25 protein-coding genes are annotated in these 26,513 nt (G+C 73.6%); 8 read left to right on the top strand and 17 right to left on the bottom strand.

Annotated elements, in window-relative coordinates; all coding sequences use genetic code 11:
• Window positions 1-17 precede the first annotated feature (17 nt).
• Window positions 18-662 carry an exonuclease domain-containing protein gene (locus JAO84_RS00735; RefSeq protein WP_370409442.1) on the top strand — a complete coding sequence of 215 codons (645 nt, stop codon included), beginning with the start codon at window positions 18-20 and terminating at the stop codon, window positions 660-662.
• Here the strand turns inward: JAO84_RS00735 and JAO84_RS00730 are convergent.
• The 16 genes from JAO84_RS00730 to xylA form a co-directional block, all read right to left on the bottom strand.
• The gene (locus tag JAO84_RS00730) at window positions 622-1,752 is read right to left on the bottom strand and encodes a right-handed parallel beta-helix repeat-containing protein (protein ID WP_370409440.1); all 1,131 of its coding nucleotides are present in this window, start codon (window positions 1,750-1,752) and stop codon (window positions 622-624) included. The genes JAO84_RS00735 and JAO84_RS00730 overlap by 41 nt on opposite strands.
• A gap of 57 nt (window positions 1,753-1,809) precedes the next feature.
• A complete protein-coding gene (locus JAO84_RS00725; protein ID WP_370409438.1) occupies window positions 1,810-2,943 on the bottom strand; it encodes a pectinesterase family protein in 1,134 nt (377 codons plus the stop codon).
• An 80-nt stretch (window positions 2,944-3,023) separates the two neighbouring features.
• Window positions 3,024-4,289 carry a polysaccharide lyase family 1 protein gene (locus JAO84_RS00720; RefSeq protein WP_370409436.1) on the bottom strand — a complete coding sequence of 422 codons (1,266 nt, stop codon included), beginning with the start codon at window positions 4,287-4,289 and terminating at the stop codon, window positions 3,024-3,026.
• Between the two features lie 14 nt (window positions 4,290-4,303).
• Entirely contained in the window at window positions 4,304-5,149 is an 846-nt protein-coding gene (locus tag JAO84_RS00715; RefSeq protein WP_370409434.1) for a rhamnogalacturonan acetylesterase, read from the bottom strand.
• Window positions 5,150-5,154: 5 nt separating this feature from the next.
• The gene (locus tag JAO84_RS00710; protein ID WP_370409432.1) at window positions 5,155-6,495 is read right to left on the bottom strand and encodes a sugar ABC transporter substrate-binding protein; all 1,341 of its coding nucleotides are present in this window, start codon (window positions 6,493-6,495) and stop codon (window positions 5,155-5,157) included.
• 106 nt (window positions 6,496-6,601) lie between these two features.
• Window positions 6,602-8,173 carry a family 43 glycosylhydrolase gene (locus tag JAO84_RS00705; RefSeq protein WP_370409430.1) on the bottom strand — a complete coding sequence of 524 codons (1,572 nt, stop codon included), beginning with the start codon at window positions 8,171-8,173 and terminating at the stop codon, window positions 6,602-6,604.
• Complete coding sequence (locus JAO84_RS00700; protein ID WP_370409428.1) at window positions 8,170-9,021, bottom strand: PmoA family protein; 852 nt, start codon at window positions 9,019-9,021, stop codon at window positions 8,170-8,172. Before JAO84_RS00700 ends, JAO84_RS00705 begins: the two co-directional genes overlap by 4 nt.
• On the bottom strand, window positions 9,018-10,193 hold the full coding sequence (locus JAO84_RS00695) for a Gfo/Idh/MocA family protein (RefSeq protein ID WP_370409426.1): 1,176 nt from the start codon (window positions 10,191-10,193) through the stop codon (window positions 9,018-9,020). The genes JAO84_RS00700 and JAO84_RS00695 overlap by 4 nt, the downstream gene beginning before the upstream one ends.
• Window positions 10,190-11,083: a carbohydrate ABC transporter permease gene (locus tag JAO84_RS00690; protein ID WP_370409424.1), complete on the bottom strand. Its 894-nt coding sequence runs from the start codon at window positions 11,081-11,083 to the stop codon at window positions 10,190-10,192. The genes JAO84_RS00695 and JAO84_RS00690 overlap by 4 nt, the downstream gene beginning before the upstream one ends.
• Window positions 11,080-12,018, bottom strand: a complete 939-nt coding sequence (locus JAO84_RS00685; protein WP_370409422.1) for a carbohydrate ABC transporter permease — start codon at window positions 12,016-12,018, stop codon at window positions 11,080-11,082. The genes JAO84_RS00690 and JAO84_RS00685 overlap by 4 nt, the downstream gene beginning before the upstream one ends.
• 129 nt (window positions 12,019-12,147) lie before the next feature.
• Window positions 12,148-13,881, bottom strand: coding sequence for an L-arabinonate dehydratase (gene araD / locus JAO84_RS00680; protein WP_370416621.1), 1,734 nt, complete (start codon window positions 13,879-13,881; stop codon window positions 12,148-12,150).
• A gap of 8 nt (window positions 13,882-13,889) precedes the next feature.
• Complete coding sequence (locus JAO84_RS00675) at window positions 13,890-14,798, bottom strand: dihydrodipicolinate synthase family protein (protein WP_370409420.1); 909 nt, start codon at window positions 14,796-14,798, stop codon at window positions 13,890-13,892.
• Window positions 14,795-15,511, bottom strand: coding sequence for a GntR family transcriptional regulator (locus JAO84_RS00670; RefSeq protein WP_370409418.1), 717 nt, complete (start codon window positions 15,509-15,511; stop codon window positions 14,795-14,797). The genes JAO84_RS00675 and JAO84_RS00670 overlap by 4 nt, the downstream gene beginning before the upstream one ends.
• A gap of 134 nt (window positions 15,512-15,645) precedes the next feature.
• Entirely contained in the window at window positions 15,646-16,764 is a 1,119-nt protein-coding gene (locus JAO84_RS00665; RefSeq protein WP_370409416.1) for a hypothetical protein, read from the bottom strand.
• On the bottom strand, window positions 16,761-17,432 hold the full coding sequence (locus JAO84_RS00660; protein WP_370409414.1) for a hypothetical protein: 672 nt from the start codon (window positions 17,430-17,432) through the stop codon (window positions 16,761-16,763). The genes JAO84_RS00665 and JAO84_RS00660 overlap by 4 nt, the downstream gene beginning before the upstream one ends.
• A gap of 113 nt (window positions 17,433-17,545) precedes the next feature.
• On the bottom strand, window positions 17,546-18,715 hold the full coding sequence (gene xylA, locus JAO84_RS00655) for a xylose isomerase (RefSeq protein ID WP_370409412.1): 1,170 nt from the start codon (window positions 18,713-18,715) through the stop codon (window positions 17,546-17,548).
• Between the two features lie 155 nt (window positions 18,716-18,870).
• Between xylA and xylB the strand changes: the two genes are divergently transcribed.
• Complete coding sequence (gene xylB / locus JAO84_RS00650) at window positions 18,871-20,346, top strand: xylulokinase (protein ID WP_370409410.1); 1,476 nt, start codon at window positions 18,871-18,873, stop codon at window positions 20,344-20,346.
• Between the two features lie 62 nt (window positions 20,347-20,408).
• Here the strand turns inward: xylB and JAO84_RS00645 are convergent, their stop codons facing one another.
• On the bottom strand, window positions 20,409-20,870 hold the full coding sequence (locus tag JAO84_RS00645; protein ID WP_265865859.1) for a MarR family winged helix-turn-helix transcriptional regulator: 462 nt from the start codon (window positions 20,868-20,870) through the stop codon (window positions 20,409-20,411).
• Window positions 20,871-21,098: 228 nt separating this feature from the next.
• Here JAO84_RS00645 and JAO84_RS00640 point away from each other — a divergent pair, with 228 nt between their 5' ends.
• The 6 genes from JAO84_RS00640 to pcaD are packed head-to-tail and all read left to right on the top strand — an operon-like array spanning window position 21,099 to window position 26,480.
• Entirely contained in the window at window positions 21,099-21,878 is a 780-nt protein-coding gene (locus tag JAO84_RS00640; protein WP_370409407.1) for a CoA transferase subunit A, read from the top strand.
• On the top strand, window positions 21,875-22,570 hold the full coding sequence (locus tag JAO84_RS00635) for a CoA transferase subunit B (RefSeq protein WP_370409405.1): 696 nt from the start codon (window positions 21,875-21,877) through the stop codon (window positions 22,568-22,570). Before JAO84_RS00640 ends, JAO84_RS00635 begins: the two co-directional genes overlap by 4 nt.
• A gap of 58 nt (window positions 22,571-22,628) precedes the next feature.
• On the top strand, window positions 22,629-23,408 hold the full coding sequence (gene pcaH, locus JAO84_RS00630; RefSeq protein WP_370409403.1) for a protocatechuate 3,4-dioxygenase subunit beta: 780 nt from the start codon (window positions 22,629-22,631) through the stop codon (window positions 23,406-23,408).
• Window positions 23,405-23,983: a protocatechuate 3,4-dioxygenase subunit alpha gene (gene pcaG, locus JAO84_RS00625; RefSeq protein ID WP_370409401.1), complete on the top strand. Its 579-nt coding sequence runs from the start codon at window positions 23,405-23,407 to the stop codon at window positions 23,981-23,983. Before pcaH ends, pcaG begins: the two co-directional genes overlap by 4 nt.
• Window positions 23,980-25,344: a 3-carboxy-cis,cis-muconate cycloisomerase gene (pcaB, locus tag JAO84_RS00620; RefSeq protein WP_370409399.1), complete on the top strand. Its 1,365-nt coding sequence runs from the start codon at window positions 23,980-23,982 to the stop codon at window positions 25,342-25,344. The genes pcaG and pcaB overlap by 4 nt, the downstream gene beginning before the upstream one ends.
• Window positions 25,341-26,480 (top strand): 3-oxoadipate enol-lactonase, encoded by a 1,140-nt coding sequence (gene pcaD / locus JAO84_RS00615; protein ID WP_370409397.1) that lies wholly within the window; start codon window positions 25,341-25,343, stop codon window positions 26,478-26,480. The genes pcaB and pcaD overlap by 4 nt, the downstream gene beginning before the upstream one ends.
• Window positions 26,481-26,513 lie beyond the last annotated feature (33 nt).

Genomic DNA, 26,513 nt, shown 5'->3' with positions numbered 1-26,513 from the left:
GTCCCTACCCTGCCGCCATGGAACACGGACCCGCCCTGCTGAACGTCGTCGACGTCGAGGCCACCTGCTGGGACGGACAGCCGCCGCCCGGCGCGGTGAGCGAGATCATCGAGATCGGGCTCACCGTCGTGGATCTGACGGCGCGCCGGCGGGTGGGGAAGCACCGCGTACTCGTGCGGCCCGAGCGGTCCGAGGTCAGCGGATTCTGCACCGAGCTGACCGGGCTCACCGCGGCCGAGGTCGCCGGTGGGGTCGGTTTCGCCGAGGCGTGCCGGATGCTCGCCGACGAGTACGACGCCCGCGTCCGCCCCTGGGCGAGCTGGGGCGACTACGACCGCAAGCAGTTCGAGCGGCAGTGCCGGGCGGCCGGCGCGCCCTATCCGTTCGGGCGGCCGGCCGAGGCGGGGCACACCAACGCCAAGGCCGTGTTCACCGAGGCGTACGGGCTGCGCAAGCGGCCCGGCATGGCGGGCGCCCTGCGGATCGCCGGGCTGCCGCTGGAGGGCCGCCACCACCGGGGCGAGGACGACGCGTGGAACATCGCCGCTCTCGTCCTCGATCTGGTGGAGCGCGGGGCGTGGGACGCGAAGACCGTTGCCCCCGGGGTCAGTGCATCGGCGCTCAGTTCATTGTCGAGCCGATCGTCGTCGACCCGGTCGTGAGGAAGGTCGTCGCCGGCAGCGAACCGTCCGCCTTCCTCGCCCCGTAGGCCGTGGCCGGGTTGGTGGAGACGAAGGCCGGGGTCGCGATCCCGGAGTCCCAGTTGTTGCCCGACGACACCACCGAGGACCCTTTGTTGACCAGGCCCGAGCCGTTGCCGACGGCCAGGTTCCGGCCGAGGCGGGCCGCGCCCGTGGCGAGGTAGTAGCCCCACTTGCCGTTCGCGTACGCCGTCGTGCGGTTGATCACGATTGCGCCCTTGTTGCTGTTCTCGGTGAAGCCGTTGCCCGCGTTGGACCAGGCCGCCGAGTTGTTGACCACATGGGCGACGACCTCGCCGTCGCCGCCCAGCTTGTAGCCGTTCCCGTCGCCCGCGAAGGCGGAGTCCGACCAGCGGTTGCGCCCGTTGCCCCAGGCCCAGGTGTGCTCGATCGTCACCGGCGAGGACCAGGACCACAGGTCCACGCCGTCGTCGGAGTTGTCGAAGAGGCGCGCCCCGGTGATGAGATTGCCCGAGCCGGACCCGAACTTGATCGCGAGGCCGTCCGCGTTCTCGCCGTGGTTGGCGGCGTCGTAGTGCCCGTACGAGTCGAGATTGCGCACGGTGTTGTTGTTCGTGTCGGCGCCGGTGAGCGTGAAGCCGGAGTCGCCGCCGTTCCGCGTCGTGATCCGGTTCCACACCGTGCCGGTGCAGGAGGTGCAGACGACCGCGCTGTCCGGGGAGTTCTGGAACGTCAGGTTCGACACCGTCCAGTAGTCCGCGGTCAGTTTGAAGATCCACGCGCCGGCCGGCAGCCCCGAACCGTCGATGACGACGGACTCCGAGCCGTACGGCTCCAGACGGATCGGCGCCGAGGCGGTCCCGTTGGCCGTGGACTGCAGGGTGGCGGTGGGCCGGTAGGTGCCGCCCCTGACCTGGATGACGGTGCCGGGGGCCGCGTTCTTCACCGCGCTCGCCAGCTCGGTGGCCGTCGAGACCACGACCGTGGCGGCCTGGGCGGGGGAGGCGAGGACGACCGGGCCGGCGACGGAGGCGGCCAGGACGGTCAGGGCGAGGAGCGTGCCCCGGGGGCGTGCTGCGGTACGAGACATGACGTGCGGGTCCTCTCGTGGTGGGGGGTGGTGGGGGGAGGGTGAGCGGAGGGGGCCTTACGGGGCGACCGGCGTCCAGTCGCCCAGATACGCGGCCCGGGTGGCCGACGCGGCCTCGGCCGCGCTGAGCTGCGGCCGGTTCTCCGGCACGGTGACGTCCGCGCCCGGCCCGGTGTTGCGGTACTCGCCGAACCGCTGCGCCTGCCACGGATACGCGTCGCGCATGTTGGCGTACGGCGCCACGGCGTCGATCCCCGGCCCGAGGACGCTGTCCCGGACGACCAGGGACGGCCAGGCCGTCGGGTCCGAGCCCGGCACCCACGGCCGCGCCAGCTTGTAGTAGCCGTCGGGCGCCTCGCTGACGAACCGGCTGCGGCTGACCAGGAAGCCGTACGGGTTGCCGCGCGCCGTCGACGGGGCGAAGACGAAGCCGTACGGCGCCGAGGGCAGATCGGTGCGGAGCAGCGTACGGAAGCGGCAGTGCTCGAACACCGCCTGGGCCCGCCCGAAGACGAAGTCCACGTCGCCCTCGACATGGCAGTGCGCAAAGTACTGCCGGGCGAGCGTGTTCAGCGCCATGGAGTCCGCGTACAGGGTGTCCTGGTGGCCCAGGAACCGGCAGTGCAGAAAGGCCGAGCGGTCGCCCTGCGCCTTCAGCGCGACCGCCTGGGTGCCGGGATTGCCGGGCAGGTCGGTGCGCAGGAAGTCGTTGGCGAAGGTCACCCACCGGGCCGTGAACCCGTCCGCCTGCACGGTCGTGGTGGCGGACCCGCTGGTCCCGTACGGGGTGCCGTCCGGCCGCGGGGTGCCGGCCGCGTTGTCGTACACGACCACGACGTCCTTCGGGTCCTCGCTCGCGCCGAGCCAGGTCATGCCGGTGCGGGCGGCGCTCACGAGGACGGTCTCCCGGTACGTGCCGGGGGCGAGCACCAGCGTCCAGCCGGGTCCGCCGGCCGCGTCCACCGCCCCCTGGACGGTCGGATGGTCGCCGAGGCCGCCCGGGTGGACGTAGAGGGTGCGCGGGGTCAGCCGGTGCGCGGGCGAGCCGAACCGCCCGAACGGACCGGCGGGGCGTGCGGTGCTCGCGGGGGCGGGCACCGGGGGCAGCGCGAACGCCAGGGCGGCGGCCGCGCCGGCGGCGAGGACGGCCCGCCGGCCGGGCGGGGCCGTGCGGTGCTGGTGCGAGGGCATGACGACGTGCTCCTTCGCTCGGAGAGGGGGAGACGGGGGAAGGGAGATCGGGGGAGGGGGCGATACAGCGGGCCAGGGGCTCAGCCCAGGCGTCCGGCGCCCGCGCGGTGGTCGACCAGGGCGGGCACGGCCCGCGGCACGTCGACCCGGGCGCGCAGCTCGGGCGTCCAGCCCGCGTCGGCGGTCAGCGCCTCGCCCGGGTACTGGGCGTTGTGCACGGCGAGCAGGTCGACGGGCGCGCCGTTGACCAGGTTGTCCGCCACCGTCACCGGGGCGGCCTTCCACTTCTTGAGGATCTTCCCGGCGGGCACCCCGTCGGCCAGCGTGAACGCGTTCTTCTCCGCGACCAGCCGGGACTCCTGGCCGATGCCGAACGAGTACGCGTAGGCCGAACCCGGCACCACGAAGTGGTTGTTGTACGCGTCGACCTTCCCGAACCGGACGCGCGGCGCCCGCTCGATCACGTTCCGGAACAGGTTGTGGTGGAGGGTGACCCGCAGCTTGTCCCGGTCGGTGGCGCCGGCGCTGTCGCTGTTGCCGATCATCAGCGTCTTGTCGTGGTCGGCGAACACGTTCCACGACACCGTCACCAGGTCCGCGCCACGCACGACGTCCAGTTCGCCGTCGTGCTGCTGGTACACCTCCCCGTAGTAGGAGGGCAGCGTGGAATCGGGGTGGGCCCCGTCGGTGAACGTGTTGTGGTCGATCCACACATGCGTCGAGCCGTACACCACCATGCTGTCGTACTCGGAGTTCCACGCCCCGGTCGCCCCGTCCGTCGGGTCCCACTGCGGGAAGCAGTCGAGCGGGCTCTCCAGGGTGAGGTTGCGGACGACGACATTGTCGACACCGGTGATCTGCAGGCTGCCGCCGGTGATGCCCGCGGAGCGCCCGACGCCGACGATCGTGGTGTTGGCGGGCACCTTCACCTTGATGGCCTGCCCCTGCGCGGTCGCGGAGGCCGCCCGCAGATCCTCCTGCAGGCCGCTGACCACCTTCTCGTACCCCCACACCGCCGGGTCGTAGGCGGCCAGGTAGGCGGCGAAGTCGTAGCCGGGCGCCTCGAACGCGCCGCAGCCGGCGGCGGTCGCGTTCAGCGTGCCCACCACCCGTACGATCCGCGGCTCCGTCCCCGGCGCCGCGAGCGCGGCCCGGAAGGCATCCCAGGTGCGCACCGTGAACACCCGCGAGACGGTGGCGGCGGCGCCGCCGGTGGTCCCGGTGCCCTCGGCGGCCCAGCCGTCCCGGGCACCGAGCGTCGCCCGCTCCGGCGAGGGGGCGGCCTGGGCCGCGGACAGCGGCGCGGTGACGCCGAGCACGAGGGCGGTCGCGCCCACCACACACATTCTTCTGCGACGGTTCACTGCTTCTCCTCGGTCTGGGGCGGCTGGGGCCAGGTGATCTGGTCGGTGGGGATCTCGTCGTCCAGGCGGCGCGTCTCGTGCGGCGCGAGGACCCGGGTGCGCAGGAGTTCGTCCGCGACGAGGCGGGCGACCTCGATCGCACCCGGCGGGTTGAAGTGGGTGTTGTCCTGTTCCGTCGGCGTCCAGTTGAAGTACGTCTTCGTCGCCTCGGGCCCGAGCCGCTGCCACAGGGCGAGGGACAGCGCCTCGACGTCCAGGAGGGCGACGTCCTCCCGCACCGCCAGGGCCCGCATCGCCGCCGGGTACTGCCCGAGGGTCCGCAGGGCCGTGCCGGCCGCGTCGAAGCGGCGCCGCTCCACCGAGGTGGCGAACACCGGCAGCGCCCCGTGCTCCCGGGCGGCCGCCGCGAAGGCGCGGAGGTTGTCCTGGTACGTCGTCCACGGGTCCGTGCCGCGCGCCGGGTCCTCGGTCTTCTGGTCGTTGTGGCCGAACTGGACGAGCAGCACGTCCCCGGGGCGGATCACCCGCAGGATCGCGTCGAGCCGCCCCTCGGCGAGAAAGCTCTTCGTGCTGCGCCCGTTGACGGCGTGATTGGCGACGGTGACGTCCTTGTGCAGGAAGATCGGCAGCGCCATGCCCCAGCCGGTCTCGGGCGCCGCGTCGGCGTACTTCTGCGCGGCGGTGGAGTCACCGGCGATGTACAGGGTGCGCATACGGGTCCCCTTCGGGGGCGCGGCCGCGGCCGGGTCCTGGGCCTGGGCGGTGGCCGCGGCGGCGGCCTGCGCCCCGGCCGGGGCGAGCGCGAGGCCCGCCCCGGCCGCGAGCAGACGGCGCCGGGTCACGCCCCTCACTGGGTACGGCTCTTCCACTCGGCCTGCGCCTTGTTGAGCTGCTCGGCGAGGTCGTCGAGGAAGTCCTTCGCGGACATCGTGCCGAGCAGCACCTTCTGGAACGCGGGCTCGTTGTCGGCCTTGGAGATGGTGTTCCAGTCCGGCAGGTAGTACGGCAGCTGCACGATGACGGTCTTGCCGCTGAACAGCGCCTCCGCCGCGAGCCGGGTCGGCTCGGACTCCTTGATCCAGGGGTCCTGGGCGGCCTCGGTGTTGGACGGGATGGCGCCGGCGGACTCGTTCCACTTGCTGTTGGCCTCGTGGGAGGCGGCGAACTCGATGAACTTCCAGGCGGCCGTCTTGTTCTTGCTCGACGAGAACAGTCCGAGACCGTCGACCGGGTTGGACACCTGCACCCGGGTGCCGTCGTCCTTCGTCGGAAGCGGGATGCCCCGGAACTTCCCGGTGCCGAGCGCCTTCACATGGTCCTGGTAGGAGCCCAGGTTGTGATTGAGCATGCCGATCTGGCCGCTGTCCCACTGCGCGACCATCTTGGTGAAGTCGTTGTTGACGTCGGCGGCCGGGGTGGTCTTCTTGAAGAGTCCCGCGTACTTCTCCAGGGCGGCCACGTTCGCCGGGTCGTTGACGGTGGTCGTGTCGCCCTTCCAGAAGCTGGTGATCCCGCTCTGGCCGTACATCGCGTCCAGCGCCTGGGCGACGGACCCGGCGCCGCCGCGGATCGTGTACCCGAAGCGGTTGCTCTTCTGGTCGGTGAGCTTCTCGGCGGCCGTGTAGAACGCCGGCCAGGTGGCGGGCTCCTGGAGGCCCGCGGCCTTGAACAGATCGGTGCGGTAGTACAGGACGCCGTTGTTGGCGGAGGTGGGGACGGTGAACAGCTTCTCCCGGCCGCCGGCCGAGCGCACGCTGTCGACCATGCCCGTGTTCAGCTTCCCCTTGAGGGGGCTCGCGTCGATCCGGGCGTCCAGCGGTTCGAGCGCGTTCTGCGCGGCGATCCCGGCGAGCATCGCCGCGCCGACGCCGCCGACGTCCGGCAGTCCACCGCCCTGGATCGCGGTGTCGTACTTGGACTGGACCTCCTTCGCGGCGATCCCGACGTACTTCACCTTGATGTCGGGGTTCGCCTTCTCGAAGTCGGCGATGATCTCCTTCCAGACGTCGGTACGCACACCGCCGTTGTTGTCCCAGAAGGTGATCTCGCCCTTGCCCGAGCCCTCGGCGCCCTTGTCGCCGGCGGCCCCGCTGCCGTCGTCGCCGCAGGCGGCCAGGGTCAGCGCGAGCGCGGTGGTCAGGGCCAGGGCACCGGCGGCTCTGCGCCGCCCGCCACGGAAGACATTCATCGTCGGCTCTCTTCTCTATGGGGTCGTACGGGGGTTGGGGGGTGGGGGGGGAGGAGGTGGTGCGGGGAGGGGTGGGGGAGATGGGGATGAGGTGGGATGGGGGATCTCAGGGCGTGATGCGGAAGTCGGTGAACTGGGCCGTCCCGGCGTGGCCCGTCCCCGGCGGCGCGGCGGCGAACAGACCGAGCAGGGCTCCGACCCACCGCCAGGGCGTCGCCGCGAATTCCTGTCCGAGCGGAACGAATTCCCGGCCGTCGCCCGTGTCGGCCGCGAAGCGGCAGCGGGCGTCCGCGGTCAGCTCGATCCGCAGCCGGGCCCGCCCCTCGGGCGCGGCCCGGGGCGGCGCCGCGTCCCGCTCCCGGTCGGCGTTGGCCGGGGCGAAACGGTGCACGAGCCGGACCCGGCCGTCGGCCTCCCGGGCGAGCCCGATCCAGCTGTACGCGTCGCCGAGGACCACGAGCCCCGCCCTGGCCCCGGGTGCCACCGTGCTGGCGTCCAGGGCCAGTTCGACCTCCACGACACACGCCCGCGCCGGCATCCGCTGGGTGAGGAGCTGCGGCAGCGCCCGCAGGTCGTCGACGCGTTCGTGCCGCCCGCAGGTCAGCCGCAGCCCGTCGGCGGAGTGGCGGACCGTCCAGCCCTCGGCCGGATTGGCCGTCCACTGCCACTGCCGCCCGAACCGGCCGCCGGGGAAACGGTCGTCGTGCCCGGGTGCGGACGACGGCTGCGGCGGCAGGTCGGGCTTGCGGTGGACGAGGACCGGCGCCCCGTCGTCGCCGAGCACCGGCCAGCCGTCCGCGTCCCAGCGCATCGGCTGGAGGTGGACCACCCGCCCGTGCGCGCCCCGCTGCTGGAAGTGCAGGAACCAGTCCTCGCCGCGCGCAGTGCGCACCCAGCCGCCCTGATGGGGCCCGTTGACCGGGGTGTCGCCCTGCGCGAGGACGACCCGTTCCTCGTACGGGCCGGTGAACGCCCGCGCGCGGAAGGCGCCCTGCCAGCCGGTGGCGACACCGCCCGCCGGGGCGAAGATCCAGAACCAGCCGTCGTGCCGGTACAGCTTCGGCCCCTCCAGGGTGAACCAGCCGGGGAGGCGGTCGGCGTCGATGAGCGTCGTGCCCGCGTCGAGCAGCCGGGTGCCGTCCGGGCTCATCCGGTGGCCGGTCAGCCGGTTGTTGAAGCCCGCCCGGGACTTCGCCCAGCCGTGCACCAGATAAGCCTCGCCGGACTCCGCGTCCCACAGCGGGCAGGCGTCGATCAGCCCCAGGCCCGCCTTCACCAGATGCGGTTCGCTCCACGGTCCGCGTACGGAGGGTGAGTTGACCTGGAAGACGCCGTGGTCGGGGTCGCCCCAGAAGATCCAGAACCGGCCGTCGTGATGCCGCAGCGACGGCGCCCACACCCCGGCGTCGTGCCGGGGGACGGCGAACGCCGCCTCCGGCCGCAGCCGGTCGAGCGCGTGCCCGACCAGCGCCCAGTTCACGAGGTCGCGCGAGTGCAGCAGCGGAAGCCCGGGGGCCCGCCCGAAGCTGGACGCGGTCAGATAGAAGTCGTCACCGACCCGCACCACGTCCGGATCGGACCAGTCGGCCGCGAGCACCGGATTGCGGTAGGTGCCGTCGCCCAGGTCCCCGGTCCGGCCGTCGATGTCGGTGCCGGTGTCCGTGTACGGGACGGTCATGAGGCCACCGCCCGGTGCACGAGGGCCTCGGCGGCCGCCCGGTCGAGCCGCCCGTCGGCCACGACGGTGACCACCCGCCGTACCACCGTGCCCCCGGCCGGCAGCACGAGCCGCCGCTCGTGGGCGAGTGAGGAACCGACGCCCGGGTACTCGGCGGCGCGCACGAACCACGGATCGCGCCGGGTCTCCTCGTCCGCCCCGGCGAACACCAGCGTCCAGCCGTCCCCGGCCAGCGCGACCCAGTTGCCGCACACGCCGTGCACGGCGGCCTCGCCGTCCCCGGCCGCGCCGAAGACCTCCGGCGGCGCCGCCTCTTTCGGTGCGCGCCAGAAGAAGCCGCCGTACGCGGCACCCGGCCGCCCATTGGTCGCCGGGCTGCCGATCGACACCCCGGCGCCGGTGGCGTCGGTGAGCGCGAAGGACAGGTCGAGCGCCCAGGCAGCCCCGCCGAGCTCGCGGACCCGCAGGATTCTTTCCTCTCGGAGAAGAACGCGGCCGTCCCCGGCGGCCCAGCTCAGCGCCTCCGTGAAGCCGTCGGGCCCGAGCCGGGCGAACCCCTCGTGCCGCTGGGCGCCGTGGTTGTCGAGCTCCGTCGGCCCCCGGCCGCGGACGAAGGTCCGACCGCCCCAGAAGTTGTGCCCCGCCACGTCCGGCACGGCGACCCCCACCCCCAGATGGTGCGGATGATCGTCCGGCGCGAACGCGCTGACCGGCACCCCGGCCGGCGTGGTCACCGGATGCAGATACGGCCGCGGGGAATGGCGCGCGGAGAGCTCCGGCCGCGTCGTGTACGAGGCCACCGGCCGCCCGGCGCACCGCAGTTCGAGGATGCCGTCGGTGCCGCTCACCGGACCACCGCCCCGGCCCGCCGCGCCCAGGGGGCGCCGAGTTCGGAGTACAGGCTCAGCGTCTCGGCGCTCCGGTCGACCAGCGCGTCGATCCCGGGCACCGTCCGGCGCGGCCCGCCCTCACCCCGTACCGTCCGCCGGAACTCCTCCGGCAGCTCCACCGGGTCGGGAGCGCACCGCACCGCCTCCACCACCCGCATGAACGCGCCCGTCGCGTCCGGGGGCACGAGCAGCGGCGCGCCGTCCGTCACATGCGCGACCAGGTTCTCCAGGAGGTCGGTGCGCCCGTGCACGGTCTCCACCGGACCGTGCCCGGCCCGCTGCAGCAGCACCCGGTCCTGCTTGTACCAGAAGGTGATCCGCCCCCGGCTGCCGTGCACCATCACATACGGCTCGGCCGCACGCTCCGCGCACAGCGTCGCCGCGACCGTCACCTGCCGACCGGCCGTCGTCAGGATCCGTACGGCGGAGGTGTCGTCGGACTCGATGGCGTACGCGCGCAGCAGCTCGGTCTCGATGCGGTCGACGTCCTCGGCGCGCGGGGCGTCCGCGAGCGCGAGGGCGGTGGCGACGGCATGGGCGAGCGGATTGGTCAGCGCCCCGTCGACGACGTCCACGCCGTCGAGCCGCCGCCGGCCCGCCCACGGAACCCGCCGGAAGTACGCCTCGTCCCGCACCCACGCGCCGGCCCCGCCGACCCCGAGCAGCTCCCCGATCGCCCCGTCCGCGACCAGCTCGCGGATGGCCGGCACGGCGTGCGAGCCCAGCGACTGGAAGCCGATCTGGCAGGCCACACCGGCCGCCGCGACACCGTCCGCCAGGCGGCGGAACTCCGCGTACGAAGGGGCGGGCGGCTTCTCCAGGAGCAGCTGCACCCCACGCCGTGCGGCGACCAGGGCGAGCTCGGCATGGGTGGCGATCGGCGTGCACACGATCGCGATCCGCGCGCCCGTCGCGGCGAGCAGCGCGTCCAGATCGGCGCACTGGACGACCGTGCCGAACCCTTCCAGCTCGACGCTGTCGAGCGGGGTGAGCTCGCAGACCCCGGCGAGCCGGACCAGACCGGCGGCCTCCAGGCGGCGGAGGTTGGCCAGGTGCCAGTGACCGTGGCCCCGGGCCCCGGCGAGCACCACGGGAACAGGCTCGTGCTGCGTGTGCTGCGGGCGGCTCATCCCTTCACCGCCCCCGCGCTGAAGCCGGTGACCAGCCACTTCTGGATGAACGCGAACACGATCACCACGGGCACGGCCGCGATCACCCCGCCCGCCGCCAGCGCCCCGAGGTCGACGCTGTCCGCGCCCATCAGGGTGTTGAGGCCGACCGGGATCGTCTGCTTCTCCTGGCTGTTGAGGAACATCAGGGCGAAGAGGAAGTGGTTCCAGGCGTGCACGAAGGCGAAGGAGCCGACGGCGACGAGCCCGGGCCGCAGCAGCGGAAGCACCACGATCCGGAAGGCGGCGAAGCGATTGCAGCCGTCCACCCAGGCCGCCTCTTCGAGGGAGTACGGCACGTTCCTGATGAAGCCGCTGATGAGGATCATCGACAGCGGCAGCTGGAAGACGGTCTCCGCGATGATGACGCTGCCCAGCGAGTTGATCATCCGCAGGCCCGCGAAGATCTGGAACAGCGGGACAAGAAGCAGCGCCCCCGGCACGAACTGCGAGCACAGCAGGGCCAGCATGAAGCCCTTCTTGAAGCGGAACTCGAAGCGCGCCAGGGCGTAGCCGCCGGCCAGGGCCACGACCGTGGTGGTCACCAGGGTGGCCAGACCGATCAGCAGGCTGTTCTGGAAGTAGGTCGCGAAGCCGCGCTCGCTCCACACCTTGGCGAAGTGCTCCCCGGTCATCGGCCACGGCACGAGCGAGGTCGAACCGGCCGGGCGGACCGCGAACAGCAGGATCCAGTAGAACGGGACGAGGGTGAACAGCAGATACACGCCGAGCGGAAGGTAGATCTGCCAGCGCGGCACCTCGTCCCACGCGCGGCGGCGCTTCCGGCGGGCCCCGGGCCCGGCCGCCGCGTCGTCGTCCGCCCGGACCTCGATCCTGTCGAGGACGGTCATCGGTTCTCGCCTCCGAACTTGCTCAGGCGCAGATACACCGTCGAGCAGAAGAGAAGGATCACGAACGCCACCGTCGTCAGCGCGGACGCGTACCCGAAGTCATGGGCGTCGACGCTGGTGCGCGCGATGTACAGCGGCAGCGTGGTGGTCTCGCCGGCGGGCCCGCCGCCGGTCAGGGTGTAGAGCAGGTCGACGTTGTTGAACTCCCACACCGCGCGCAGCAGCGTGGACAGCACGATCGCGTCCCGCAGATGGGGGAGCGTGATGTGCAGGAACTGCCGCACCCGGCCGGCGCCGTCGACCTCCGCCGCCTCGTACAGGTCCTTCGGGATGGACTGCAGATCGGCGAGGATGAGGATCGCGAAGAAGGGGACCCCGCGCCACAGGTCGGCGACGATCGCCGCCGGGAACACGGTCGCGGTGTCGGACAGCCAGGACGTGCCGTACGAGCCGATGCCCGCGTCTGCGAGATAACGGGTGAGGCCCGTCTGCGAGTTGTAGAGCAGCACCCAGATCGCCGAGGTCAGCACCCCGGACACCGCCCACGGCGAGAAGACGAGTGCCCGGCCGACCGCCCGGCCCACGAAGGTCTGGTTGACGATCAGGGCAAGGGCGAGCCCGAAGAGCAGCTGGAGCGTCACCTCGACCGCGACCCACTTGAGACTGAAGCCGAGCGTTCCCCAGAACTGCGGGTCCTCCGTGAACAGCTCCGTGAAGTTCCCGAGCCCCGCGAAGCCGTTCCGCCACGGCTTGGTGGGGTTGTAGTCCTGGAGGCTGTAGTAGAAGACGCTGAGCACGGGATACGCGATGAAGCCGAGCATCAGCAGGCCGGCGGGCGCGATCAGCAGATACGGGAGGCGGCGCGGGGGCCCTCCCGTACGGCGGCGCCCGGGCGGGCGGACGGCCCGGGGCGGTGGGGTCACAGCTGCGGCCATGACGGCTGCTCCGTTCTGGGGAAGACGGGTTCGGGAGACGGGTTCGGGAGACGGGTCGGGGCATGCGGCATCGCCGTGCGGCACGACGCGCCGTGCGGGTGGTGAAGCGGGTGCGGGGTGCGGGGGTGCTCAGCCCGCGTACGGATCGGGGGTGGTCCCCGGACGGGAGAGGAAGGCGAAGTCGCAGCCGGTGTCCGCCTGCGTGATCTGCTCGGTGTACAGGGCGCCGTAGCCCCGCTCGTAACGGGCCGGTGGCGGTGTCCAGTCGGCCCTCCGGCGGGCCAACTCCTCCTCGTCGACGTCGAGATGGAGCGTGCGCGCCTCGACGTCGAGGGTGATCGAGTCACCGGTGCGGACCAGGGCGAGCGGCCCGCCGACGTACGACTCGGGCGCCACGTGCAGCACACACGCGCCGTAACTCGTGCCGCTCATCCGGGCGTCGGAGATGCGCACCATGTCCCGCACCCCCTGTGCGAGGAGATACGCGGGGATCGGCAGCATCCCGTACTCCGGCATCCCGGGACCGCCCTTCGGCCCGGAACCGCGCAGCACCAGGACGTGGTCGGCGGTGATCCCGAGGGCGGGGTCGTCGATCGTCCGCTGCATCGTGCGGTAGTCCTCGAAGACCACCGCCGGACCGGTGTGCTTGAGCAGCCGCGGCTCGGCCGCGATGTGCTTGATCACCGCCCCGTCCGGGCAGAGGTTGCCGCGGAGCACCGCCACCCCGCCCTCGTCCGCCAGCGGCCGTGACCGCGGCCGGATGACCTCCTCGTCGTGGACAAGCGCCCCCGCCAGCTGCTCGCGCAGCGTCGGGTGGGACACCGTGAGCCGGTCCAGATGCAGCACGTCCGTGAGCCGGGACAGAAAGCCCGGCATGCCGCCGGCGAAGTGGAAGTCCTCCATGAGGAACCGCCCGCCCGGACGCAGATTCGCGAGCACCGGCACCGTCCGGGCGATCCGGTCGAAGTCGTCGAGCGTCAGCCGCACCCCGGACCGCCCCGCCATCGCGATCAGATGGATCACCGCGTTGGTCGAACCGCCGAGCGCCAGCACCGCGGCGACCGCGTCCTCGTACGCCTCCCGGGTCAGGATCCGCGAGAGCCGCAGGTCCTCCCGTACCAGCTCCACGATCCGCAGCCCGGAGGCCGCCGCCATCCGGTCGTGCCCCGAGTCCACCGCCGGGATCGACGAGGCCCCCGGCACCGTCACGCCCAGGGTCTCCGCGGCGGCGGTCAGCGTCGAGGCCGTGCCCATCGTCATGCAGTGCCCGGGGGAGCGGGCGAGCCCGCTCTCCAGCTCCGCGAGCTCGCACTCGCCGAGCCGCCCGGCCCGCTTCTCGTCCCAGTACTTCCACATGTCGGTGCCCGAGCCGAGCGTCTCGCCCCGCCAGTGCCCCGGCAGCATCGGCCCGGCCGGCACGAACACCGTCGGCAGGTCCACCGATGCCGCGCCCATAAGCAGCGCAGGCGTCGACTTGTCGCAGCCGCCCATCAGGACCGCGCCGTCCACCGGGTAGGAGCGCAGCAACTCCTCGGTCTCCAGGGCGAGAAGATTGCGGTAGAGCATCGGCGTCGGCTTCTGGAAGGTCTCCGACAGCGTCGACACCGGGAACTCCAGCGGGAATCCGCCCGCCTGCCACACCCCCCGCTTCACCGCCTGCGCCCGGTCGCGCAGATGCACATGGCAGGGGTTGATGTCGGACCAGGTGTTCAGCACGGCGATCACCGGCTTGCCCAGGTGCTCCTCGGGCAGATAGCCGAGCTGCCGGGTGCGGGCCCGGTGGCTGAACGAGCGCAGCCCGTCCGTGCCGTACCACTGGTGGCTGCGCAGCTCCTCGGGGCGGCGGCCCTCGCCGCCGCTCATCCCGGCGCTCACACCGGCCACCCGGCGGCTATCGCGGCGACCTCGGCCCGGGCCGCCTCGGGGAGTTCACGGCTCGGCGGCCGGATGTCGCGCCGGCACAGTCCCAGCGAGGCGAGTGCCTCCTTCACCACGGTGACGTTGTCGGCGCTGTGGTCGGCCGCCCGCAGCTCCTCGAAGCGCCGGATCCGCTCCCACACCTTCATGGCCGCCGGGTAGTCGCCCGCGCGCAGGGTGCGCAGCATCTCCAGGGACAGCGCGGGGGCGATGTTGACCAGCCCCGAGGTGAAGCCGGTGGCGCCGCCCGCGAAGTACGCCGGGGCGTACGGCTCCGCCAGGCCCGCCACCCATACGAAGCGGTCGAGCCCCGCGTCCCGGGCGAAACCGGCGAAGCGTGCCGCGTCCGGAACGGCGTACTTCACGCCGATCACGTTCGGGCAGGTGTCCGCGAGCTCGGCGAGCCGGTCGCCGCCGAGGCTCGGATTGCGCAGATACGGCACGATCCCGAGCTCCGGCACGGCCCGGGCGATGGTCCGGTGGTAGTCCACCCAGCCGGCGGCCGAGACATAGGGATGCACCGGCTGATGCACCATCAGCATCGCGGCCCCGGCGTCCCGCGCGTGCCGGGCGGCCTCGATCGCGGTCGGCAGATCGTGGCCCACCCCGACCAGGACGGTGGCCCGGCCCGCGGCCTCCTCCATCGTCAACTCGGTGATCCGGTACCGCTCTTCACGGGTCAGGGCGTAGAACTCTCCCGTATTGCCGTTGGGCGTGAGGGTCCGCACCCCCGCGTCGAGCATCCGCCGCAGCAGCGTCCGATGGGCGCCGGTGTCCAGCTCCCCCTCGGCGGTGAACGGGGTCACGGGGATCGCCACCACATCGGCGAGCGCCTCGCGCAGTGCGTCGAACTCCACGCTCATGCCTGCTCCTCGGGGACGGCCACGGGGGCGGATACGGGTACGGGCGCGGGTTCGGGTGCGGGGAACGCCCGGGCGACGAAGGACGCGATGTGGGCGTGCACGGCCCGGCCGGCGCCCTCGGCGTCGCCCGCCGCGGCCAGGCGCAGGATCTCCGCGTGCTCCGCGGCCTCCCGCTCCCAGGACGGCACCGCCGCCCACGCCACCGTGGACACCAGCGCGGCCTGATCCCGTACCTCGTCCAGCATCCGGCCGAGCAGCGGATTCCCGCACGGCAGATAGAGCGAGCGGTGGAACTCCCGGTTGGCCAGGGACCGTTCGGCCGGATCGTCGGCGACGGCCGCCCGCTCCAGGGCCGCACGGGCGGCGTCCAGCGGAGCGCCCGCGGCCACGGACCGGCGCACCGCCACCGGTTCGAGGAGCAGCCGTACGTCGTAGACCTCGCGGGCCATGTCCGCGTCGACCATCCGGACCGTGACGCCCTTGTACTGGCTGAGCACCACGAGCCCGCTCCCGGCCAGTGTCTTCAGCGCCTCGCGCACCGGGGTCTTCGACACCCCGAAACGGGCGGCGAGTTCGGTCTCCACCAGCGCCTGGCCCGGACTGAGACCACCGGTGAGGATGTCGTGCTTGATCGCCTCCAGGACGAACTGGGTGCGGGACGGAATGGGGCTGGGGGCGGCGAAGGCCATGGCGGCAGCACTCTCAGATCTCATGTATCGCGTCTCATATATGACGTACGAAGTGCAACGCGATGAAGCTAAGCGGGTCAGGAGGCTGCGTCAATGCTTTGCGCAGGATTCTTAGAAAGCGCTTGCTGCCTTGTGGTGCATGGGCTGTCTCGGCCGTCTCAACAGGAGGGCAGCGGCCTCGGCGCCGGACCCGGCGGCGGGCCGAACTCCAGGCGCACCGAGTCGTTGCGGGGCAGCACCAGGGCGACCCCGTCGGCCGGCGTCCAGCGGGTGGGCACGAGGACGTACTGGTTCCCCGACTGGAGGATCAGCACGAGACCGTCATAGCGATAGGCGTACGCGGCCTTGTCGCCCTTGTCCTGCGCGCACCGCGTCTCGCGCACCCCGGGACCGCCGATGCCGAGACGGTGCTCGCTGAAGACCACCGTCGCGGGGGAGCGTTCAAGCCCGGCCACGAAGCGCTGGGCCCGCACGGTGCCGACGGAGGCGGCGTAGTCGTTGGCGGCCCAGACGATCCCCAGCATGACGAGGGTGAACACCACCGCCCACTCGGCCATCACGGCCCACTCGGGGCGGGGCGGGGACGGAGGCAGGGGATCGGGAACGGGCGCGGGGTCCGGCTCGGGTCGGGGCTCGGGTCGAACTTCGGGCTGGGGCTCCGGCTCGGGTGCGGGTGCGGGTACGCGTACGGCCTCGGGTTCAGGCGCGGGCTCGGGGGCCTCGGGTGCGGGAGCCGGTCCGGGCACTGGCACCGGCACCGGCTCACGCTCCCGTATCGCCTCCGGCTCCACCGCCGGCGCGGCCGCCGCGTTCCGCCGGGCGAGGAGCCGGGCGTACGCCAGCAGGGCGACTCCGGCGGACAGGCTGAGCGGGGCAAGGGTGAGCACACGGCTGAGGAAGGTCACCTGGAACGTCGACCAGAGCCCGCCGACCGTGAGCAGGAACCCGGCCGTGGCGAGGGCCGCGGTGGCGCGGCGCCGCGCCACCGGCCCCAGGAGCGGTCCGAGCCGGCGCCGCGCCAGGTCGTACCCCCAGAAGCCGGCCACGCCGAGCGTCGCCGTCACCGTCAGCGGCACCCAGAGCGCGTCCAGGCTGCGCATGAGGTAGTCGGCCGTACTGAAGCCGAGGAGCGTCGAGTGCACCCGGAAGTAGGCGAAGAACCAGTACGCGTGCCAGTAGCCGAAGTAGTAGAGCAGCGCGGTGACCAGGCTGGTGGGCGCGGCGATCGCGCCGACCAGGGTGGCGAGGCGGCCGGCACCGCCGGCGCCCTCGTTCACCGGGCGGCCGCGCTTCCGCCGCTGCTGCTGCCGGTCCCGGTGCTCGCCGTCGAGGCGGTGCGGGAGGAGCCTCCCGTCGGACCGTCGGTGGACTCCTCGGTCGAGCCGTCCGTGGTCCCGTCGGTCGGCCCGTCCGTGGTCCCCTCCGTCGGGCCGTCGGTCGTCGGCCCGCCGGTGGGGCCCTCGTCCGTCCCGTTCGGGTCCGGCTCGCACACGCCCACCACGTACACGATGCGGTGTCGCTCGACCGTCCTGCCGGACCGGGGCTCCATGTGGTCGTAGCCGCACGGCCCGGCGGTCTCCCGGCCGTCCGCCGTGCGGTTGACGCGCACGAGGTCCACGCACAGTGTCCCGTCCCCGCACACCTCGACGAACCGCCGCTTCAGGGCGGCCCAGTTGAACCTGCCCTCCTCCGACGCGTCGTCGTGCAGCCGGTCGGACCGGCCCCAGTCGGGGATCCGCAGCGGTCCGGGCTTGGCTCCGCCGTTGTTCCCGCCGCTGCTCCCGCCGGAGGCGCCTGCCCCGCCGGGACCCGGCACCGCGCCGCCGTTCACGCCGCCGCCGGGTCCGGCGCCCTGGTCGTCGCCCGGGTCGTCGCAGGACACCGCGGCCGGCAGGCAGAGCAGGAGGGCAACGCCCCAGCGGGCGGCGTGTGTGGAGAACCGCATGGCGCATCCCCGATCCCTCGAAGAATCCGAAGAAGGCTGTCAGCCGGGCGGCGGCATGACAGTCGGAGAATGACACAGGCGGCGACCGTGCGTAAGGGAATTTCTCCCGTGCGTCAGCGCACCGCGAGCAGGTGCTCCAGGGCGAGCTGGTCGAGCCGTTCGAAGGCCATCGAGCGCTCGGCCGCCGCCGTCGCGTCGAACTCCTCGTACGCGGCGGGGTCGCCGAGCAGGCCCGCGAGTCCGTCCGGGGCGGTCGGCGCGGCGAGTTCGTCGAGCCGGGAGGCGGCGAGCGCGGCGACGACCTCCGGGTCGGCGCGGAAGGCGGCGGCGCGCTCCTTGAGGATGAGGTAGTTGCGCATGCAGTTCTTCGCGGACTCCCACACCCCGTCGAAGCCGTCGGTGCGCACCGGCTTGAAGTCGAAGTGGCGCGGACCGCCGTAGTCGGCCGTCTCGAGGAGGTCGACCAGCCAGAAGGCCTGGCGCAGATCGCCGGCGCCGAAGCGGAAGTCCTGGTCGTACTTGATCCCGGACTGCCCGTTGAGGTCGATGTGGAAGAGCTTGCCCGCCCACAGCGCCTGCGCGATGCCGTGCGGGAAGTTGAGGCCCGCCATCTGCTCGTGCCCGGTCTCCGGGTTGACGCCCACGAGCTCGGGCCGCTCCAGGCGCTCGATGAACGCGAGCGCGTGCCCGATCGTCGGCAGCAGGATGTCGCCGCGCGGCTCGTTCGGCTTCGGCTCGATCGCGAAGCGCAGCTCGTAGCCCTGCTCGGTGACGTACTGGCCGAGCAGGTCGAAGGCCTCCTTCATCCGGTCGAGCGCCAGGCGCACGTCCTTCGCCGCACCCGACTCCGCGCCCTCCCGGCCGCCCCAGGCCACGTACACCGAGGCGCCGAGCTCGACGGCGAGGTCGATGTTCCGGAGCGTCTTGCGCAGCGCGAACCGGCGCACGTCACGGTCGTTCGCCGTGAACCCGCCGTCCTTGAAGACCGGGTGCGTGAAGAGGTTGGTGGTGGCCATGGGCACCTTGAGGCCGGTGCGGTCGAGGGCGGCCCGGAAGCGCTTCACCGCCGCCTCGCGCTCGGCCTCCGCCGCCCCGAACGGGATCAGGTCGTCGTCGTGGAAGGTCACTCCGTACGCCCCGAGCTCCGCGAGCCGCTCCACCGACTCGACCGGGTCGAGCGCCGGCCGGGTCGCGTCGCCGAACGGGTCGCGGCCCTGCCAGCCGACGGTCCACAGGCCGAAGGTGAAGCGGTCGTCGGGGGTGGGGAGGAGATGCTGCGACATGTCCGGCTCCTTCGTGGCGCGGCCATGAGCGGGAAGGCTGGCCGCGAGATTTGTTTTCTGAGATAACTAATACCGCCGGGCGCCGCCCGGCGCCAGAGCCGACCCCCGATTCCGGGGAATGAGAGCCCCCGCATCCGGGGAACGAGAGGTGGTCCATGACCCAGCGCCCGGTGGTCATCGGCGTCGACAGCTCCACCCAGTCCACCAAGGCGGCCGTCGTGGACGCCGAGGACGGCACCCTGCTCGCCGTCGGCCGCGCCCCGCACACCGTCACCGGAGAAGCCGGCGCCCGCGAGTCCGACCCCGAGGAGTGGTGGTCCGCCCTCGCCCGGGCCGTCGCCGACGGGCTCCGGCAGGCCGCCGTGCCACCCGCCGCCGTGACCGGCATCGCCGTCGCCGGACAGCAGCACGGCCTCGTCACCCTGGACCCGGCCGGCCGGCCGCTGCGGCCCGCGCTGCTCTGGAACGACACCCGCTCCGCTCCCCAGGCCGCCGCCCTCACCCAGGCGCTCGGCGGCCCGCAGGCCTGGCTCGCCCGCACCGGATCCGTGCCCGTCGCCTCCATGACCGCCGCCAAGTGGCGGTGGCTGACCGAGCACGAACCCGCCGTAGCCGAGCGCACGGCGGCCGTTCGCCTGCCGCACGACTTCCTCACCGAACGGCTCGCCGACGCCGCCGTCACCGACCCCGGCGACGCCTCCGGTACCTGCTGGTACGACACCGGGCGCGCCGCCTATGACCCCGAGCTCCTCGCCCTGATCGGCCTCGACCCCGCCCTGCTCCCGGCCGTCGCCCCGACCGGCGCCACCCGCGTCGGCACCCTCACCCGGGCCGCCGCCGAGGCTCTCGGCCTGCCGGCCGGAGTCGCCGTCGCCGCCGGGACCGGCGACAACATGGCCGCGGCCGTCGGACTCGGCCTCGGTACGGGCGGCCTGCTCGACCACCCGGTGGTCAGCCTGGGCACCTCGGGCACCGTCTTCGCCGCCACCCGCGCCCGGCCCGCGAGCCCCGGCCTGTCCGGCTTCGCCGCCGCCGACGGCGGCTACCTGCCGCTCGGCTGCACGCTCAACTGCACCCTCGCCGTCGACCGGATCGCCGGCCTCCTCGGCCTCGACCGCGAGGACGCCGCACCCGGCGACGGCCTCGTCCTCCTGCCGTACCTCGACGGCGAACGCACCCCCGACCTGCCGCACGCCACCGGTCTCCTCACCGGTCTGCGGCACGCCACCACCCCGCACGCGCTGCTCGGCGCCGCCTACGAGGGCGCCGTCTTCACCGTGCTCCGCGCGCTCGACGAGGTGCTCACCGCCTGCGGCCTCGACCCCGCCGATCCGTCCGTACGGGACCGGCCCCTGCGCCTCGTCGGCGGCGGCGCCCGTGGGCGGGCCTGGACCGAGACCGTCCGCCGGCTCTCCGGCCGCCCCGTCGTCGTCCCCACCGCCACCGAACTCGTCGCCCTCGGCGCCGCCGCCCTCGCCGCGGCCGCCGCCACCGGCGCCGATCCCGTCGCCCTCGCCCGGGAGTGGGGCACGGGCGAGGGCGAGACGCTGCCGCCCGTGCCGCGCGACACCGCCACCTGGGAGCGCATCGACGGAGTCCTGGACCGGGCGCACCCGCTTCTGGCGGGCTGAGGCGGCAAGGCGGTCCGATGCCCTGATCGTCAGTGCACCGAGGGTTCCGGGGTCAGGCGGTCTCAGGGCGCGGCGACCGGCTCCGCCGGCGCCCGCAGCTCCTCCGCCGCGTCGGAGACGCGGCGGAGGAGCGACAGGAACTGGGTCTGCTCCTCGGGGGAGAGGGGCGCCAGGAAGATCTGGTTCATCCGGGCGGTCCGCACGGTCAGGCGGCGGTGGGTGCGGGTGCCCTCGTCGGTGAGGCGGAGCAGGAAGCGGCGCCCGTCCTCGGGATCGCGCACCTTGTCGAGCAGACCGCGCCGGATCAGCCGGCTCACCACCTCGGCGATCGTCGACCGGTCCAGGCCCACCCGCTCGCCCACGGTCCGCTGATCGAGGCCGGGCTCGGCGACCAGGGCGTTGAGGACGCCGAACTGCGGCGAGGTGATCTCCTCCGAGACCACCGTCGTCCACAGCAGGTGGTGGGCCTGCTGGAGTCGCCGGGCCAGGTGTCCGGGATGCGTGGTCAGATCCACCGCGCCCATCGTGCGCTCCTTCAGCCGTGCCTGCCGCTTCGTCGGTGCACGGAACGATACCCGTCGCCCTGACCCCGGCCCGGACCTGTTCGCCCGGAACCCGTTGACGGTCGCGCGTAGGGCTGCCAGCATGGCCCGGTCGGCCAGATGCTCAGTGCACTGACTAATTCGCTGACTCACTCTCGCACTGACTCCTTCAGGGCCGACGCGGACATCGGTGCGGACGAGAGGCTTCCCATGGACAAAGTGGTCACCAGCGCCGCCGAGGCGGTGGCCGACGTTCCCGACGGAGCGACGCTCGCCGTCGGCGGCTTCGGCCTCAGCGGTGTACCCACCACCCTCATCCAGGCGCTCCACGCCCGCGGCGTCGGGGGACTGGGGGTCGTCTCCAACAACTGCGGCGCCCTGGACAGCGGGCTCGCCGTGCTGCTCGCCGCCGGCCGGATCGCCCGCGTCACCGGCTCGTACATCGGCGCGAACAAGGAGTTCGCCCGCCAGTACCTGGCCGGGGAGCTGGAGGTCGAACTCATCCCGCAGGGCACCCTCGCCGAGCGGCTGCGCGCCGGCGGCTGCGGCATCCCTGCCTTCTACACCCCGGCCGGCGTCGGCACCCAGGTCGCCGACGGGGGACTGCCCTGGCGGTACGACGGGAACGGCGGCGTCGCACTCGCCTCGCCGCCCAAGGAGGTACGGGAGTTCGACGGCGTCCCGTACGTCATGGAACGCGCCATCCGCACCGACTACGCCCTGGTCCGCGCCGCCCGCGGCGACCGGCACGGCAACCTCGTCTTCCACGCCGCCGCCCGCAACTTCAACCCGCTCGCCGCCATGGCCGGCCGCATCACCGTCGCCGAGGTCGAGGAACTCGTCGAACCCGGCGTCCTCGGCCCCGACGAGGTGCACCTGCCCGGCGTCTTCGTCCAGCGCGTCGTCGCGCTCACCCCCGAACAGGCCGCGGACAAGGGCATCGAACGGCGCACGATCTCCGCCTCTCCGACACGAAGGACCACCCGATGAGCTGGACCCGCGAAGAGATGGCCGCCCGCGCCGCCCGCGAACTGCGCGACGGGCAGTACGTGAACCTCGGCATCGGCCTGCCCACGCTCGTCCCCGAGCACCTGCCGCCCGGCGTCGAGGTCGTCCTCCACTCGGAGAACGGCATCCTCGGCACCGGCCCCTACCCGACCGAGGACGAGGTCGACCCCGACCTCATCAACGCCGGCAAGGAGACCGTCACCGTCCTGCCCGGCGCCGCGTACTTCGACTCCGCGCTCTCCTTCGGCATGATCCGAGGCGGCCATGTCGACGTCGCCGTCCTCGGCGGCATGCAGGTCTCCGCCCGCGGCGACCTCGCCAACTGGGCCGTGCCAGGGCGCCTCGTCACCGGCATCGGCGGCGCCATGGACCTCGTCCACGGCGCCCGTACGGTCATCGTCGTCCTCACCCACACCGCCAAGGACGGCACCCCCAAGATCGTCGCCGAGTGCGACCTGCCCCTGACCGGCCGCGGCTGCGTCGACCGCGTCATCACCGACCTCGCCGTGCTCGACGTGACACCGGACGGCCTCGTCCTCGTCGAGACCGCACCGGGCGTGACCCCCGAGCAGGTCGCGGCCCAGACGGCCGCCCCGGTCCTCGGCCCCGACAGGCAGCCGATCCCACCGGCGGCGGACCGCGCCCCGGACCCCGAGGTCCGCGTCCAGGTCTGACCCGGGCGCCCCGTCTGCCCCGCCCGCCTTTCCGCTCCGAGAGGAAAGAACCCTCCGCATGGACGACGAGCTCACCCAGCACCGCATCGACCGCGAGATCGCGGCCCTCCAGAGCACCTACGACGCGGCGCTCGCCGCGGGCGCCCCGCCCCGCCACCATCCGCCGCGCGACTACGCCCCGTACCGCAGCTCGCTGCTCCGCCACCCCCGGCAGCCGCTCGTCGCCGTCGACGCGGGCGGCGACCCGGAGGCCGTCGAGCTCGCCGGGCCGGTCTTCGGGCCCACCGACGTCACCGAGCACGACAACGACCTCACCCGGATGCACGCCGGCGAGCCCCTGGGCGAGCGGATCACCGTCACCGGCCGGCTCCTCGACCGGGCTGGCCGGCCCGTGCGCGGACAGCTGATCGAGCTCTGGCAGGCCAACGCCTCCGGCCGCTACGCCCACCACCGCGACCGCCACCCGGCCCCGCTCGACCACCATTTCACCGGTGTGGGCCGCACCCTGACGGACAGTCAGGGACGCTATACCTTCACCACCATCAAGCCCGGCGCCTACCCCTGGCGCAACCACACCAACGCCTGGCGCCCCGCCCACATCCACTTCTCGGTGTTCGGCACGGCGTTCACCCAGCGCCTCGTCACCCAGATGTACTTCCCCGGCGACCCGCTGCTCGACCGCGACCCCATCATCTGCTCGGTCACCGACCCGGCGGCCCGCGACCGGCTCGTCGCCCGCTACGAACACGGCCTGTCCGTCCCCGAGTTCTCCCTCGGCTACGCCTGGGACATCGTCCTCGACGGACCCGCCGCCACCTGGATGGAGGAAGGCCGATGAGCACCGCCGAACCCGCCGCCCGGCCGCTGCCCACGCCGTCCCACACGGTCGGCCCGTTCTACGGCTACGCCCTGCCGTTCCCCGACGGCGAGCGCGTCGCCCCCGCCGGGCACCCGGACCGCATCACCCTCCACGGCCGCGTCCTCGACGGCGCCGGCGCCCCCGTCCCCGACGCGCTCCTGGAGTTCTGGCAGGCCGCCCCCGACGGCTCCCGCACCGGCGCGCCCGGCTCGCTGCGCCGCGACCCCGTCACCGGCGGCCACCTCGGGCGCAACGGCACCGACTTCACCGGCTTCGGACGCGTCGCCACCGACGCCGACGGCCACTACACCCTGCACACCCTGCCGCCCGGCAACCCCGGCCAACCCCACATCGCCGTCTGCGTGTTCGCCCGTGGCCTGCTCCACCACCTCTACACCCGCGCCTATCTCGCCGACGGCCCCGACCCGCTGCTCGACCGGCTCCCCGCCGACCGGCGCGCCACCCTGATCGCCGCCGAGGAGCCGTACCGCACCCACCGCTTCGACATCCGCCTCCAGGGCGAGCGCGAGACGGTCTTCCTGGAGTTCCCGTGACCGGCCACCCGGACGCCGCCCCGCTGTACGCCATCGACGGCGGGCTGCTCGACCCCGTGCGGGCCGGCCTGCCCGCCGAGGCCGCGACCGGCGACGCCGCCTTCCTGCGTGCCCTGCTCGACGCCGAGGCCGCCCTCGCCCGCGCGCAGGCCGCCACCGGGGCCGTCCCCGCCGAGGCGGCGCGCGCCATCACCGAAGCGGCCGCCGACGCGGGCCGCTTCGAGCCGCGCGGGCTCGCCCTTCGGGCGCGCTCCGGCGGCAACCCGGTGATCCCGCTCGTCGGCGAACTGACCGACGCGGCGGGGGAGTGGGGCCCGTACGTGCACCAGGGCGCGACCAGCCAGGACATCCTGGACACCGCCGCCATGCTGGTCGCCGTCCGCACCCTCGGCCTCGTCCTGGACGACCTCGCCCGCACCGAGCAGGCGCTCGCCGCCCTCGCCGCCGCCCACCGCGACACCGCGATGCCCGGCCGCACCCTCACCCAGCACGCCGTCCCCACCACCTTCGGCCTCAAGGCGGCGGGCTGGCGCGCCCTCGTCCTCGACGCCCGCGACCGGATCACCGCGGTACGGGACGGGCTGCCCGCCCAGCTCGGCGGCGCCGCCGGCACCCTGGCCGCCCTCGCCGACCGCCACTTCGACGGGGACGCGACCGGACTGCCCGCCGCGTACGCCGCCGAACTCGGCCTCGCCGCACCCCTGTTGCCCTGGCACACCCTGCGCACCCCGATCGCCGACCTGGCCGGCGCGCTCGCCCTCACCGCGGGCGCGCTCGGGAAGATCGCCGCCGATGTCCTCACCCTGTCGCGGACCGAGATCGGCGAGCTCGCCGAGGGCGCCGGCGGCGGCTCCTCCGCCATGCCCCACAAGGCCAACCCCGTCCGCGCCACCCTGATCGCCTCCGCCGCCCGCCGCGCCCCGCACCTCGCCGCGAGTCTCTACGGCTGCCTGGCCGCCGAGGACGAACGGCCCGCCGGCGCCTGGCACGCCGAATGGGAACCCCTGCGCGAGCTGCTGCGGCTCGTCGGCGGCGCCGCCCACCACACCGCCGCCCTCGTCGAGACCCTCCGCGTCGACCCGGCCGCGATGCGCGCCAACCTCGACCGCTCCGGCGGACTCCTCGTCGCCGAACGCCTCGCCACGGCCCTCGCCCCCCGGCTCGGCCGCACGGCCGCGCGGACGCTCGTCGCCGAACTCGCCACCCGTACCCGCACCGAAGGCCGTCCGCTCGCTGAACTCCTCGCCGAACACCCGGAGTCCACGGGCCTCGACCCCGCCGAACTCGCCGCCCTCGCCGACCCCACCCGGGCCACCGGACACGCCGGCACCCTCACCGACCGCGCCCTGGAGCGACGTTGACCACCACCGCGACCACCCTCCACCACGTCGCCGAGGGGCCCGCCACGGCGCCCGTGCTCATCCTCGGGCCCTCGCTCGGCACCTCCACCGCCCTCTGGGACGCCGTCGCCCCCGAACTGTCCGCCGCCCACCGGGTGATCCGCTGGGACCTGCCCGGCCACGGCGGCTCGCCCGCCGGACTCATCGGACCCGGCGCGACCGTCGCCGACCTGGCCCGGCTCGTCCTCGACCTCGCCGACACGCTGGGCGCCGACCGCTTCTCGTACGCCGGGGTCTCCCTCGGCGGCGCCGTCGGCCTCCACCTCGCCACCCACCACCCCGAACGCCTCGACCGGCTCGCCGTGCTCTGCTCCTCCGCCCACTTCGGCGGCGCCGAGCCCTGGCTCGCCCGGGCCGCCGACGTACGCCGGGACGGCCTGGACCGGCTCGCCGACACCGCCGAGGCCCGCTGGTTCACCTCCGGATTCACCGTGCCGCGCCTCGTCGAGGACCACCGCGCCGCCGACCCCGCCGCCTACGCCGCCTGCTGCGACGCCCTCGCCGCCTTCGACCTCCGCGACCGGCTCGCCGGCATCAGCGCGCCCACCCTGCTGATCGCCGGCCGTGAGGACCCCGCCACGCCGCCCGCGCATCTGCGGGAGATCGCCGACGCCGTGCCCGGCGCCGCGCTCACCGAACTCCCCGGCGCCTCCCACCTGGCCCCCGCCGAACAGCCCGCCGCCGTCACCGCCGCCCTGCGCGCGCACTTCGGGATCGGTCCCGCTCCGAGCGGAACGAACGGCATGGCGACCCGCCGCGAAGTCCTGGGCGACGCCCATGTCGACCGGGCCCAGGCCCGGCAGACCCCGCTCACCGCCCGCTTCCAGGACTTCATCTCCCGCTACGCCTGGGGCGAGATCTGGACCGACCCCACCCTCTCGCGCCGCGAACGCAGCCTCGTCACCCTCACCGCCCTCGTCGCCCACGGCCACCACGAGGAACTCGCCCTCCACCTGCGCGCGGCGCGCCGCAACGGCCTCGGCGATGCCGAGATCGCCGCCGCCCTCCTCCAGGCCGGCGTCTACTGCGGCGTCCCGGCGGCCAACGCCGCCTTCGCCGTGGCCCAGCGCGTGCTGGAGGACCCCGAGGAGGCCTGAGCCCGCCTGGGCTCCAGGAACCCCTCCCGGCGA

Origin of the sequence: Streptomyces fradiae, from assembly GCF_041270065.1 — a bacterium.
In the GTDB taxonomy this organism is placed as follows: Bacteria; Actinomycetota; Actinomycetes; order Streptomycetales; family Streptomycetaceae; genus Streptomyces.
The sequence above is the reverse complement of the archived record's forward strand: the minus strand, read 5'-3'. Positions and strand labels throughout refer to the sequence as shown.